We start from the raw sequence: 14,393 nt of genomic DNA on the forward strand, positions 1-14,393 counted from the left end.
TGAACAATTGATTGAAAGTCGTCATCTTTCATACTATTATAAATGAAGGGGCATTTTTCTTTTCCGTATACTAGGCTTTGTCGATAGGAGGAATAGATATGAAATTTGAAAATACTGGTATCGAAAACCAAACAGCGGAGCTTTCCCGTTTAGATGATCTAATGGAAAAATTTAAATTTATTAGAGCTTCTCAATGGGACTATGAACGGGTTACATACGATCGGAAATTTCAAATAAAGGGGGATATTTACTATCTTCGTGTTCAAGGATACGCCATTGAGGGAGACGTTGATTCCCGCTATGCACTCATTAAGTTACTTCCTCCAATTTTAGGAAAATATTATTATCCTCATGGCGTAGAATACGGCGACGATGAACATTTCCCTTCTTCATTGGTAAATCAATGCCAAACCATTTTATCACAAATAAAAGAAGAACTTGACAAAATTCAAGACTAATCCAAAATGCGAAAAAAAAAACGCATGAGGGAAATCTCATGCGTTTTTTCATTACATAGCCAGATGTTTTACAACAACATGTACCTTATCGACAGTAAACGGCGTCATTGCCTCAATTTCCTCTGTAATATGTTTTTGCAATTGCTCACATAATGAAATAATCGGTACTCCCCGCTTTATTACTATCAGCGCTGTAACTGTACAGAGGCAATCTTCCTCAATGGCCACATGGACTTCGCAATCATCAATAACAATTTCGTTTAAGTCTTTCAAACACATCATAACAATAGTCAATAAGGTCGCTTGCGTTGCACTCAACTTTCGGAATCGGACGATCGTTTTCATCCCCCTCTCCCTCTTTATTAGCTTCATACGAACAATAATGTGTTTTATATGTATACGTGTTTTATCCACCTTTGTTTACTATAAGAAAAACCCGACAAATTTCGTGTCGGGTTTTAAAAACCTAAAATAGCTTTAATCATTGATGTTGTTTCCCCGCCTTTATAAAATACGTAGAGAAGCAAATATACGATGACACCGGTCGCAGCTGTAAAAAACCAAATAACGCTTGTAATCGGTCCGAGCCGCTTATGACGGGCGCGATGGTCTTTTAAACCAGTCCAAAGCGTGACAATGCCAAAAATTGCTCCAACCGTAGCCAAAATAATATGAAACACAAGAAAGATCGTATAATACACTTTCAAACTGTCAGGGCCGCCAAAACTCGTGTTCCCGATAAAAATCGTTCGCGATAGGTAAATAATAAAAAACAATAAAGCGAACACCGCTGCACTTAACATTGTCTTTTTATGGGCATCAATGTTTCTCCTCAGTATTAAATACCATCCATACGCCACTAACGCTGCGCTAATGACAATACAGCTCGTGCTAATGGTCGGTAAAATTGGCAATGAATACTCCATATCCAATTCCTTTCTATGTTTTATTGATTATTAAAACATTTCGATAAAACATTACGACTCAGAAGGTTGTGGGGATGCAACAGTTTCCAATTTTTCTTTTTCCTGCTCTTTTCGGTACCATTCCCTAAAGGCGAAAAAGAGCATTATGCCATAAATAATTTCTTGAATAATTTTCATTAATATCCCGCCAAGCTGCTGATCGTAAAGAAGCGGAACAGAAAAGAACATCTCTGGTCCTGTTAAATCGAGAGAAGCTAATGTCCCAGCGGGAACGCAAAGAGCAAGCGACTTCATCCACATTTGCGGATCGTAATAAGTCGCATATAGCGGTTTTCCAGCAAAAATAATTAAGGCACACGCCGGAGTTAATAAAGCGCCGTCTGCAAAAATGTAGCCTATCTTCTTGAGACCGCTGAGAGACTGCCAGCCCGGCATTTTATTAAGAAGAGGCCACCACATCATCCATGCAGCGACAAAAATCATCGTGGTAATTACCGCATGATAAAGCGCATTGCTGTTCGCTAAATCAAAAATAAATGGAACGTGATAAAATGAGAACAAGCTATTAAATAAAACAACCGCAATAAGCGGCTTTGTCAAAAACGTTACTGCCGCCTTTAATGGCCGAATTTCGAAAAATCGCTCAAACAGCCAATTTGGTATTCCTAAAATAAGTAATGGTGGAGCCATAAAACTTAATATTGCCATTTGTATCATATGTGCGCTAAAAATCAAATGACCGAGCAAATCAACCGGCGAACCGAAAGAAATATAAAGCAACATGATCCCTGCGAGAAAATATGCTTTCTGCTTGCGCGTCGGTGGTCCTTCCTTTGTAAAACGAGTTCTCCAAGGCCCAACAATCATAAAATAAAGACACGTAATCAACAACAAAAACGCAAGGAAATAAGGACTCCATAACGCGACAAAACCAAACATGCTTAGCGATGCCATTTTCATATCACCTCAATTCTTTCTCTTTTCATTATACTACACTCCTATCGTTTGTCTATTGTTAAGCGCTATCAATTAACCTGTTTGCATCATACGAACATTTTATTGATAGCCCAGAAATGGATTTCAGTTGGGCGGTAGGCGGGGCCGCTATCGTTAATCCATTTGGTGAATACATCGCCGGACCGGTTTATAACGAAGATACGATTGTTTACGCGGATTGCCATGCGAATGAGATCAAGGCGGCAAAAGTGGTGTTTGACGGATTGGGGCATTATTCCAGACCAGATGCGGTTCAGTTATTGCTGCATGATCATGAACAAAGAAATCTTCTCCGCAGCTCAAAAGGACTTTCCTACCAAGATTTGAAAAATATTTCCGAAAGCACAGAAGTGCCGCTTGAAAAATTAGAAAAAGTTCTTGAGAAGATTGAAGCAAAATTGAGTCAAAACTAGTTTAAAAAAGGAAATCAGCTTTCGCTGATTTCCTTTTTTATTACCACCAAATAATTGTCGCAAACGCCCAAATGGTCACAAAGGCAACAAGTATACCGCCATACATGAAGAGTGCTGGCATTTCATGTCCTTTATGGCTCATATGCATAAAATAATACAATTGGAACAACACTTGTACCACAGCAAGAAGAAGAATAAATGGAACGGAAAACCAAGGCGAAAATTTATCATAACCAACCGCGGCAAATGCGATTAATGTGAACAAAATCATTAATACAAAGGAAATAACTTGATGCTTCATATCCTCCGCGTTTTTTTTGCGGCGATATGCTAAATCAACGCGCTCATTTCCAGAATTTGCTTGATTCACCATATATTCACCCCACCATTCCCATTAGGTATACAACGGTAAAAATGAATACCCATACGACGTCAATAAAGTGCCAGTAAAGACTCGCCACATAAAACTTTGGCGCGTTGTAAAGGTTCAAACCACGCTTCGCGTTGCGGATCATAAGCGTTAAAATCCACGATAAACCAAATGCAACGTGGCTTCCATGCAGACCGACTAGCGTATAAAAGGCAGATGAGAAGGCACTTGTTGAAAACTTAAGGCCTTTATGCACATATTCATAAAACTCGTAAATTTCTAATCCTAAGAAGCAGAGACCTAACAATACAGTGATGCCAAACCAAAGCATCATTTTCTTAAAGTCGAAGTTTTTCATGTGATAGATGGCGTAAACGCTTGTTAAACTGCTTGTCAATAAAAGCATTGTAGCGACAAACACGAGCGGCATTTGAAACAATTCCTGCGATGTCGGTCCCCCAGCCGTTTTATTTCTAAGCGCTATGAAAGTGCCAAAGAGGGAGGCGAAAAGAACTGTCTCTCCCCCTAAAAAAACCCAAAGTCCTAAAAATTTATTTTTCCCTTCGATGGTGGCTCTTTCAGGGGACGCGGGGAACGTTTCCGCCGTTAATTTTTCTTCAACATGCATTATGCCTTAACCCCCTTTTTCTCCGCTTCGATAATCTCGTCTTTATGAATATGATAACCATGGTCGTCAATGAGAGAACGCAAGCACATAGAACCAAAGGTAATTACTAATCCAAGAATTCCTACCGGCAACCCCCAAGAGTAATCGTTATGATACAAGAAACCAAATGAAGCGATAAACAGCCCAAGCGAAATGACAAACGGCAGGAATGAAGGATTCGGCATATGGATGTCTCCAAGCGGTTCTGCCGGAGTCAAACCTTTTTTCCCTTCCATTTTCTCTAGCCAGTAAGCATCCAAGCCGCGAACAAGCGGAATTTGCGCAAAGTTGTATTCAGGTGCTGGCGAAGAAACCGCCCACTCAAGCGTACGCCCGAGTCCCCAAGCATCCGCTTCCGCTTTTTCTCCTTTGATCGTCGTGATCACAATATTGATTAAAAGAACGATAACACCTGCCGCCATCAAAAAGGCACCAATTGTACTAATCAAGTTTCCAGTTTCCAAACCTTGGCCCGGTAAGAATGTAAATACACGACGAGGCATACCCATTAAGCCAAGGAAGTGTTGGACAAAGAATGTTAAATGGAATCCGGTAAAGAATAACACAAATGTTAACTTACCAAGCTTTTCGCTTAGCATTTTGCCAAACATTTTTGGCCACCAATAATGCGTGCCGCCTAATAAAGCTAGCACTACACCGCCAACAATGACATAGTGGAAGTGAGCAACGATGAAGTAGCTGTCATGATATTGATAGTCAGCCGGCGCTACTGCCTGCATAACCCCGGTTACTCCGCCGATAACGAAAGAAGGAATAAATCCAATAGCATATAACATCGGCGTTGTAACGCGGATGCTTCCACCCCACATTGTAAATAGCCAGTTAAAGATTTTAATACCTGTCGGGACAGCAATTGCCATTGTCGCAACCGCAAAAATTGCGTTCGCAACTGGTCCCATGCCAACTGTAAACATATGGTGTGCCCATACCATGAATCCTAAAAAGCCGATTAATACAATCGCAAATACCATGGAAGAATATCCAAATAAGCGTTTCTTAGAGAAAGTGGAGATAATTTCAGAAAAAATACCGAATGACGGTAGTATTAAGAGATACACTTCTGGGTGACCGAAAATCCAGAATAAGTGTTCATAAATAATCGTGTTACCGCCTAATGCCGCATTAAAGAAGTTGCCGCCAAATAAACGGTCCATCATTAGTAGAAGCAATCCAGCCGTTAACGGCGGAAACGCAAACAAAATTAACACAGAAGCAACGAATGTTGCCCAAGTAAACAACGGCATACGCATGTATGTCATGCCTGGAGCACGCATCGTAATGATAGTTACTATGAAGTTAATCCCACTGATTAATGTACCGAAACCGGAAACTTGCAAACCTAATACGTAAAAGTCAATTCCGTGTCCTGGTGAATCTAATGATAAAGATGCGTAAGACGTCCAACCCGCATCAGGTGCTCCGCCTAAAAACCAAGAACAGTTTGGGAAAAGCCCCCCGAAGAAGAATAGCCAAAAACCTAATGCGTTTAAAAACGGAAACGCAACGTCGCGCGCACCGATCTGAATTGGTACCACCGCATTCATTAACGCGAATAATAACGGTGTTGCTGCCAAGAAAATCATGGTCGTACCATGCATCGTAAGCATTTCATTATAAAGACCCGCGTTAACAAAATCGTTGTTAGGCACCGCAAGCTGAATGCGAATAATCAGTGCCTCGATACCACCCATGATAAAGAAAATACCACCAGCAATTAAGTAAAGGATCGCAATTTTTTTATGGTCGACCGTTGTCAGGTAGTCCCATATTATGCTCTTTTTCCGAGCTGCTGTACTCACGGATTTAAACCTCCTTTTTGTAGAAATCCCGCTTGTTATTCAACTTTTAGACTCATTAAGTATTTCGTTAAAGCATCCACTTGCTCATCTGTTAATTGGCCATATGTGCCTGTCATTTTATTTCCAGGCTTCACACTTTCAGGATCTTTTAGCCATTTCTTTAAGTTTTCCTCATTGTGTTCTAAAATACCGGCAATGCGCTCGCGATCGCCGAAGTTGGCCAAGTTTGGTGCTGTACGCGCTTGTTCTGGACGTTTGTCAACTGGAGTAACAGCGTGACAGCTAATACAGCTTTTATTGAAAATCTCTTCTCCCTGCTTCGCAACCGGATCTGTTACAACCGGTTTTTTCGCGTTTTTCATTTTTTCAATCCATTGATTAAATTCTTCTCTAGGAACTGCTTTTACTTTGAAGTCCATCAATGCATGGGAAGGACCACAAAGCTCCGCGCATTTGCCATAGAAAATGTTGCCTGCTTTGTCTGCTTTCTTTTGATCAAATTCCCGCCAAAATTGGTTTTTATTTTCAATGTTTGTATCCATTTTCCCGCCAATTGCAGGAATCCAGAATGAGTGTTTTACGTCTGATGCTTTTAAGTTAAAATATACGCGCTCATCTGTCGGAACTACCAAATCTTGGCTTGTAATTACGCCATAATCAGGATATTCAAACTCCCACCAGTAAAGATTTGCGCGAACATTGACAACAAGCGTTCTTTATCGCGCTTCTCTTTGTTCATTGTGTGACATCAGCAAGATCGAACGTTGCTTTCACTGTCGGAACTGCCAAGATAATTAAAAGGATAATCGGAATGACAGTCCAAACAATTTCAAGCGTATGGTTTCCTTCCACTTGCTTTGGAATTTTGTTCTCTTCTCCTTTACGCTGCCGGAAACGAATGACAACGTATACAAAAATAATCGTTACTACAACAATAACGAGTACCATAATGGCTGTGCTAAGCAGCATCAGTGAAAGTTGCATATCTGCTACTTCACCCGCCGGCTGAAGCGTCGATAAAAACGGCTTGCCGCAGCCAGCTAACAGAAGCGCCATCACGCTAAAAAGAGAAAATAAGCGCCAGTTACGTAGCCATTTCTTCATAGCCTAATCAAACCCCTCTTTCTATTGATGAAATAAAAAATTTTATATGAATTCTTTCTCTTTATGGAAAGAATTTTAAACGAAATCCATTTACCAAAGAGTAACGATAACCATTGCTACAAATAAAATCGTCAAATAGTTAAGGGAATAAATAAACATCCACTTTGCCCACTTTAAGTCATCTTTCATTTTAAGCCCATAAAGCCCAATGCAAGCCATCCTACGTTTAACAACGTAGCAACAGTTAAAAACGGCACGCCTAATGAGTACAAATAAAATGGCAGTGGCAATAAGCACGCAACCCATACAACGATTTGCCGCTTTGTCATCGCAAAACCATGAACAACTGGAAGCATTGGGATGCCTGCCGCCCGATACTCTTCGCATCGTTTCATCGCCAATGCCAAAAAGTGCGGTGTCTGCCATATAAACATAATCAAAAATAAAACAAGAGGAACGACATGGAAATCCGGATCTACCGCAGTCCAACCAATAACCGGCGGGACAGCGCCAGAAATGCTTCCGACAACTGTGTTCAATGTATAGTTTCGCTTCGACCACATTGTATATAAAAATATATAAGTAATGACACCAATTAATCCAACAATAGCAGCAGTGACCGTTGTCATTAACAAGCTGAGCGTCCCTACTGCTATGAAGATAATTCCGAGCCACAATACGCGCTTCGCTTCCATTGTCCCTGTTACTGTCGGCCGCGTTTTCGTTCGTTCCATCAACTGGTCAATGTCACGGTCAATGAAATTATTGATGCTGCACGAACCAGCTATAACAAGTGCGGAACCAAACAGCGTAAAAAACACAATATGAAGATTTTCCAAAAAACCTTCTCCCATAAAATAGAGAGCTAACCATAATCCAGTGAATGTCGTAATTAGATTCGAATTAACAATTCCGATTTTCACGACCGACGAAAACTCTTTCCAAATGGATCTTATATTTGCACGCGAGCCTTCACCCGAATGAGCAGCTTGTTCATGTATTGCTTTTAAATTAGCCATTCACCCGTTCCTCCTATCGCACCGTCAACTTTTTATGTACATAATAGACGGTGCCATATAACAAATTTTCTTCATCTCCATCATATCATAACACATGGCAAATCATCATTGCAGGAAATTATTTCTTCCATTAGAACAAAAAAACCTATTTTCTCTTTATATTAAATCACATTTTTATGACATAATGTGAACTTTTTTTGAATAATTTGTGTCAAATTTTCGAATTACAAAAAGCGTATTATTCTCTCCATCAAGAGAAAACGCTTTTATTGCTTATCCTATTATATTTCTAGCAAACTTAATGAACTTATTCAATATGTAAATATCAGTTTGTTTTTCTTACGGCATCATGTAAAATGATAATTAGCGCAATTGCTGTTACATTTTCTTTCTTATAAGATAAATGTATACTTTACTAAAATTATTGACAAAATAATGATTTCTCAATACAAGAAGGTGAAGATTTTGCAACGTTCTTTAAAATGGTTTGCTTCTCTAACAACATTGGCGATGTTGTTTGTGCTCATCGGAGGCGCACTAGTGACAAAAACAGGATCAGGCATGGGGTGCGGACGATCATGGCCGCTTTGCCATGGCCAGTTAATCCCTTCACAAATTAACTCGGAACTTGTTATTGAATTAAGCCATCGCCTCATATCTGGCTTGGCTGGTATTATGGTGCTTATCTTATCTGTTTGGGTATGGCGTGCGATCGGACATATTCGCGAAACAAAATTTTTAGCTATCGTTTCGTTTGTGTTTCTTGTGTTACAAGGGTTAATCGGTGCTGCCGCTGTCGTTTGGGGACAATCTGATTTTGTGCTTGCATTGCATTTTGGTATTTCTCTTATTTCATTTGCTGCTGTTTTTTTGCTAACATTGCTCATTTTTGAGGTGGATAAAAAATTCGATGCCGAGTCACTAGTGCTTGATCGAAAAATGAAATTCCATATTTACGGCATCATCATCTACTGTTATGTCGTTGTCTATACTGGAGCATTAGTGCGCCATATGCAAGCAAGTTTAGCATGTCCAAGCTGGCCGATTTGCTCAAAAACACGCATTATCCCTGTGCAGCTTCACGAATGGGTGCAAATGGGACATCGCCTTGCCGCAGCGTTGATTATTATTTGGATTTTCATCGCAACAATCCAAGCTGTGAAATATTATAAACAGCAACGTGTCATTTATTGGGGATGGATCATTTCCCTTATTCTCGTGTTATTGCAAATGATAACAGGAGCACTGAGCGTATTTACACAATTAAATCTATATATTGCTTTAGCACACGCCTTCTTTATTTCTTGTTTATTCGGCGTTCTTAGCTATTTAGTGATGCTTGCTGTACGAAGCAAATATAATAAACAAAAAGCGCAAGAGGTAAGCCGCAGCACAAACACCGTTCCATCTATGTTGCTCAAATAAAAAAGCGCTTGGAATCACCCAAGCGCTTTTTATTTATTTTGTTAATTCAATTAGTAAGTCTCCTGCCTGAATGGCATCTCCATTTTTTACATAAATGTCTTTAATAATCCCAGCAAATGGTGCTTGTACAGTTGTTTCCATCTTCATCGCTTCTGTAATCATTAAATGATCGCCTTTATTCACTTTTTCACCTTTTTCCACTAACACTTTCACTACCGTTCCCGGCATCGTAGCAGCGATATGGTTAGGATTCGTACGATCCGCTTTGATCCGTTCCACGACCGCCGATTTAATGCTTTCATCGCGGATAATGACCTCGCGCGGTTGCCCGTTCAACTCAAAATAAACGACGCGTGTGCCATCCGCCTGCGGCTGTCCAATGGAAACTAGTTTGACAATGAGCGTTTTTCCTTTTTCAATTTCAACTTCGATTTCCTCTCCTAGACGCATTCCATACAGAAATGTCGGCGTATCAAGAACAGAAATATCGCCATATTTTTTGACCGTTTCCGCATATTCTAAAAATACTTTCGGATAAAGGGCATAAGCAAGCACATCAAAATCCGTCACTTCACGGTCAAGCGCATGATATAACTCTTCTCTTAATTTTTCAAAATCTACCGGCTCTAGTAATTCCCCAGGCCGAACCGTAATCGGTTCACGCCCTTTTAAAATAATGCGCTGCAATTCTTTTGGAAATCCTCCGTATGGTTGTCCTAAATATCCCTCGAAAAACTCAACTACAGAATCCGGAAAATCAAGTGTTTCGCCGCGTTCAAAAACGTCTTGTTCGGTTAAATTATTTTGTACCATATAAAGTGCCATATCACCGACAACTTTTGAGGATGGAGTTACTTTCACAATATCCCCAAACATATCGTTCACACGGCGATACATTTCCTTCACTTCGTCCCAACGGTCGCCAAGTCCAACTGCTTTTGCTTGTTGTTGCAAGTTGCTATATTGACCGCCAGGCATTTCGTGCATATACACTTCTGTATGCGGAGCGTTCATGCCGCTTTCAAACTCTTGGTAAAATTTGCGCACATCTTCCCAATAACGAGATAGCTGTTCAAGTCCTTGTATATTCATCTCCGGCGCGCGTTTTGTTCCTTCTAAAGCGTAATAAAGTGTATTGGCGCTCGGCTGCGAAGTTAAGCCTGCCATGGAGCTAACAGCAACGTCAACGATATCTACTCCAGCTTCAATCGCCTTCGCATACATATAAATGCCATTTCCGCTCGTATCGTGTGTATGAAGATGGATCGGAATATCAACGGTCTCTTTTAAAGCAGAAATAAGCACATAAGCGGCTTCTGGCTTTAATAAGCCAGCCATATCTTTAATTGCTAAAATATGTGCTCCCGCTTGCTCCAATTCTTTGGCGATTGCTTTATAATAATCAAGATTATACTTCGGACGGCTCGGATCTAAAATATCTCCTGTATAACAAACGGCCGCTTCAGCGATTTTGCCTGTTTGCCGAACGGCGTCAATGGCCACCGTCATTCCTTTTACCCAGTTTAAGCTGTCAAAAATGCGGAACACATCAATTCCCGCTTGCGCTGACTTTTCAACAAATTCACGAATCACATTGTCTGGATAGTTTTTATATCCAACCGCATTCGCAGAACGCAATAGCATTTGGAACAAAATATTTGGAATTCGTTCCCGCAATTTTAACAAGCGGTCCCACGGATCTTCTTTTAAAAAGCGGTAAGCAACGTCAAACGTCGCTCCTCCCCACATCTCTAGCGAGAATAAGTTTGGCAATAAGCGCGCCGTTGGCTCAGCAATACGGACCAAATCGATCGTGCGCACACGCGTTGCAAGCAGCGATTGATGTGCGTCGCGGAATGTCGTATCCGTCAATAATACGCGATCTTGTTCCTTAATCCATTTAACAAGCCCTTCTGCACCTTGTTTATCGAGAATTTGTTTCGTCCCGCTCGGAATTGGCTCTTTATAGCTTATTTTCGGAATGCGAGGCTTATCAAAAACTGGTTTTTTCTTTTTGCCGATGCCCGGGAAACCGTTTACTGTAACGGTACCGATATATGTCAGCATTTTTGTACCGCGGTCTTTTCGGCGCGGGAACACAAACAGTTCCGGCGCTGTATCAATAAACGATGTGTCATATTCTCCTGATAAAAACTTTGGATGTTGCACGACATTTTCTAAAAATGGAATATTTGTTTTAATTCCACGGATTCGGAACTCCCGCAAATTTCGCAACATTTTCCTTGCGGCTTGTTCAAACGTCAGCGCCCATGTAGACACTTTCACAAGCAACGAGTCGTAATATGGAGTGATGACTGCTCCTTGGAATCCGTTGCCTGCGTCTAGGCGCACGCCAAACCCGCCGCCGGAACGATATGCCATAATCTTTCCTGTATCCGGCATGAAATTGTTAAGCGGGTCTTCCGTTGTTACACGAGATTGAATCGCATACCCGTTAATGCGAATATCTTCTTGTTTCGGAATGCCGACTTCTTTGCTATGAAGCGAATAGCCATCGGCGATCAAAATTTGCGATTGGACAATATCGATTCCGGTGATCATTTCCGTAATCGTATGTTCCACTTGAATGCGCGGATTGACTTCGATGAAATAAAAGTCGTTGCCAGACACGAGAAACTCTACCGTTCCCGCGTTCACATACCCTACATTTTTCATGAGTTTGACCGCAGCTTCACATATTCTCTGCCGCAATTCATCCGATAGCGAGACGCTCGGCGCCACTTCCACCACTTTTTGATGACGGCGCTGTACAGAGCAATCACGTTCATAAAGATGGACAATATTCCCTTCATAATCGCCTAAAATTTGCACTTCAATATGTTTTGGTCTTTCAATTAGTTTTTCCACATACACGTCATCGCTGCCAAATGCGGCTTTCGCTTCCGATTTTGCTCGTTCGTACGCTTCTTTCACTTCTGATTTAGAGCGAACGATGCGCATTCCGCGGCCGCCGCCTCCTAGGGCAGCTTTAATAATAATCGGGTAACCATATGTTTCTGCAAAACGCACCACTTCTTCTAAACTATGCACCGGTCCATCGCTTCCCGGAATGACTGGAATTCCCGCTAATTCCGCTTGATGGCGTGCTTTCACTTTATCGCCAAACATATCTAAATGCTCTTCATTCGGACCGATAAAAATAATTCCTTCTTCTCTGCATCGTTTGGCAAATTGAATATTCTCCGAAAGAAAACCATATCCCGGATGAATCGCATCGACATCGTGAGCTTTGGCAATTTCAATAATCCCTTCGATATCTAAATACGCTTCAATCGGCTTTTTTCCTTCGCCGACTAAATATGCTTCATCCGCTTTATAGCGATGATAAGAGCCAGTGTCTTCCTTCGAGTAAATAGCAACGGTGCGAATGCCTAGCTCTGTGCAGGCACGGAAGACACGAATGGCGATTTCTCCACGGTTTGCGACAAGTACTTTGTTAATTCGACGCGTTTTCATAGTCTATCTTCTCCTCCTTTCTAATAAAACTATAATGGTTTTCCCTTTTTGTAAATATCTTTTCTAAAAAGTCAGACCTCTTTCTTGCAATTTTTTCACGTTTTTTCCCTTTCGTTTATAACTTTGTTCGTATTTCGTAAACATCGATACATTGACAAGCACTCCAAGGGAGGTCATAAATATCATGAGCGAGGAACCTCCATAACTAACAAGCGGCAATGGAACTCCAGTAATTGGTATCACTCCTGTCACACCACCAACATTAATAAACGTTTGAATGCCAATCATGGCAGAAATTCCGATCGCAAGAAGACTGCCAACGCGTCATTGCATTTTCTCGCAATCCATAATCCTTTTAGCACAATAAAAGCTAAAATACCTAATGTAAATGTTACCCCAAAAAGCCCTAGTTCTTCGGCAATAATGGACATAATAAAATCGGTGTGCGACTCAGGTAAATAGCCATATTTTTGAATGCTTTTTCCCAGCCCTAATCCTTTTATTCCTCCTAATCCAATTGCCAAATAGGAATTAACAAGCTGAAAACCTTCGTCATTGGCATATTTAAACGGATCTAAAAAACTATAAATCCGTGACATTCGCTCTTCTGAAAAATTTTATCACCGAAAAGAGGAAAAATAATTGGAGACGCCAATGCAATAACAAGGATAAAAAATAACAACTGCTTAAACAATAAGCGAAGTCTCAATCCTGACGAAAAAATTAAACAAGCAGCGATCGCCATTACAATCATCGCCGTACCAAAATCAGGCTGAATGGCGATTAAAAAACAAATAAATAACGTATAGTAAATTGGAAATAAATTACTTTTAACAGGCTCCGCCAGTCTTTTTTGTTTGTTCGCAAATACCGCTGCCAAGTAAACAATTAATCCCAGTTTCACAAGCTCCGCCGGTTGCAAGCTTAACGCCCCGATTCGAAACCAGCTTGTTGCGTTATTTGCGGTATGGCCTAGAAAAGCAACTGCTGTTAGCATCAGCGGCGATCCAAAAAAGATCACTTTTACCAATTTTTCATTCGCCCATACTTTATACGGGACAATAAGCGTAACGAAAAAACAAATAAATGATACAATGAGCCATAACTTTTGCCGCTGATAAAAATAGTCGCTTGGCACTTCAAAGCGGATAACGGCGGAAATCATGCTTGAACTATATACCATAATCAATCCAAATAGCGAAAGCATAACGACTGCAATAATAAGCGGATAATCGTAACATTTCATAATCTTTTTGATTAATTCCTTATCCATCATTCCTCTTCCTTATTCGCTAGTATAGATGTTTAATCATGATGAATAGTTATTATATTAAAATGATTCGTATTCAAACATTGTTTTCCTTCTAAAAAACAGAAAAACTCAAACGATTGCACCTTTCAACCGTTTGAGTTAGCATTTATTTTTATCGTACGCGCTTTTTTGTCACAGCCTCATGAAGCGCCGAAAGTTCCCGCTCTAATCGGTCAAGCAGCGCCTTCCCTTCCTTCTCATCCACAAGCCCGAGACGGACCGCAAAATCAATCTCCCGCGATAAACCAAACATTTGTGTATCAAGTACTTCTTCATAGAGTGGACATTTTGGCATTGTCAAGTTATCCATTTGTACTTGAATGAGTTTTACAATTTTATCCGCATCTGCTTGAAGAAGCGCGTACGCTTTTTCACGATAGTTAATGGCATCATCTGTCACATCCAT

Annotated in this window: 11 protein-coding genes and 3 pseudogenes; 3 read left to right on the plus strand and 11 right to left on the minus strand. The window is 40.6% G+C overall.

All coding sequences use genetic code 11. The features are described 5' to 3' along the window. Positions 1-98 precede the first annotated feature (98 nt). The gene (locus NXM86_RS12930; protein ID WP_015863328.1) at positions 99-458 is read left to right on the plus strand and encodes a YugN family protein; all 360 of its coding nucleotides are present in this window, start codon (positions 99-101) and stop codon (positions 456-458) included. Between the two features lie 51 nt (positions 459-509). Here the strand turns inward: NXM86_RS12930 and NXM86_RS12935 are convergent, their stop codons facing one another. From NXM86_RS12935 to ctaG, 3 genes are all read right to left on the minus strand, one after another. After that, positions 510-803 (minus strand): Asp23/Gls24 family envelope stress response protein, encoded by a 294-nt coding sequence (locus NXM86_RS12935; protein WP_498958124.1) that lies wholly within the window; start codon positions 801-803, stop codon positions 510-512. A gap of 113 nt (positions 804-916) precedes the next feature. Next, positions 917-1,384, minus strand: a complete 468-nt coding sequence (locus NXM86_RS12940; protein ID WP_062753520.1) for a DUF420 domain-containing protein — start codon at positions 1,382-1,384, stop codon at positions 917-919. Positions 1,385-1,435: 51 nt separating this feature from the next. Continuing rightward, positions 1,436-2,338 (minus strand): cytochrome c oxidase assembly factor CtaG, encoded by a 903-nt coding sequence (ctaG, locus tag NXM86_RS12945; protein WP_498958125.1) that lies wholly within the window; start codon positions 2,336-2,338, stop codon positions 1,436-1,438. Positions 2,339-2,457: 119 nt separating this feature from the next. Between ctaG and NXM86_RS12950 the strand changes: the two genes are divergently transcribed. Further along, on the plus strand, positions 2,458-2,793 hold the full coding sequence (locus NXM86_RS12950) for a hypothetical protein (RefSeq protein ID WP_041269609.1): 336 nt from the start codon (positions 2,458-2,460) through the stop codon (positions 2,791-2,793). A 40-nt stretch (positions 2,794-2,833) separates the two neighbouring features. On the opposite strand, the gene ctaF is transcribed toward NXM86_RS12950, so the two are convergent. The 5 genes and pseudogenes from ctaF to cyoE form a co-directional block, all read right to left on the minus strand. Beyond that, positions 2,834-3,166, minus strand: coding sequence for a cytochrome c oxidase subunit IVB (ctaF, locus tag NXM86_RS12955; RefSeq protein WP_089097035.1), 333 nt, complete (start codon positions 3,164-3,166; stop codon positions 2,834-2,836). 4 nt (positions 3,167-3,170) lie between these two features. Further along, positions 3,171-3,791, minus strand: coding sequence for a cytochrome (ubi)quinol oxidase subunit III (locus NXM86_RS12960; protein WP_498958126.1), 621 nt, complete (start codon positions 3,789-3,791; stop codon positions 3,171-3,173). Continuing rightward, complete coding sequence (gene ctaD / locus NXM86_RS12965) at positions 3,791-5,650, minus strand: cytochrome c oxidase subunit I (RefSeq protein WP_498958127.1); 1,860 nt, start codon at positions 5,648-5,650, stop codon at positions 3,791-3,793. Before ctaD ends, NXM86_RS12960 begins: the two co-directional genes overlap by 1 nt. A gap of 35 nt (positions 5,651-5,685) precedes the next feature. Further along, positions 5,686-6,754 (minus strand): annotated as a pseudogene (coxB, locus tag NXM86_RS12970) (cytochrome c oxidase subunit II). A gap of 90 nt (positions 6,755-6,844) precedes the next feature. After that, a pseudogene (cyoE, locus tag NXM86_RS12975) lies at positions 6,845-7,773 on the minus strand (heme o synthase). A gap of 465 nt (positions 7,774-8,238) precedes the next feature. On the opposite strand from cyoE, the gene NXM86_RS12980 reads away from it, so the two are divergent. Beyond that, positions 8,239-9,198 (plus strand): COX15/CtaA family protein, encoded by a 960-nt coding sequence (locus NXM86_RS12980; protein ID WP_498958129.1) that lies wholly within the window; start codon positions 8,239-8,241, stop codon positions 9,196-9,198. Positions 9,199-9,231: 33 nt separating this feature from the next. Here the strand turns inward: NXM86_RS12980 and pyc are convergent, their stop codons facing one another. From pyc to NXM86_RS12995, 3 genes and pseudogenes are all read right to left on the minus strand, one after another. Continuing rightward, positions 9,232-12,675 (minus strand): pyruvate carboxylase, encoded by a 3,444-nt coding sequence (pyc, locus tag NXM86_RS12985; protein WP_498958130.1) that lies wholly within the window; start codon positions 12,673-12,675, stop codon positions 9,232-9,234. A 63-nt stretch (positions 12,676-12,738) separates the two neighbouring features. Beyond that, positions 12,739-13,948, minus strand: a pseudogene (locus NXM86_RS12990) (FtsW/RodA/SpoVE family cell cycle protein). Between the two features lie 151 nt (positions 13,949-14,099). After that, positions 14,100-14,393 carry an Fpa/YlaN family protein gene (locus NXM86_RS12995; protein ID WP_015863316.1) on the minus strand — a complete coding sequence of 98 codons (294 nt, stop codon included), beginning with the start codon at positions 14,391-14,393 and terminating at the stop codon, positions 14,100-14,102.

The organism is Geobacillus sp. CX412 (assembly GCF_027942335.1).
Taxonomy (GTDB): Bacteria; Bacillota; Bacilli; order Bacillales; family Anoxybacillaceae; genus Parageobacillus_B; species Parageobacillus_B toebii.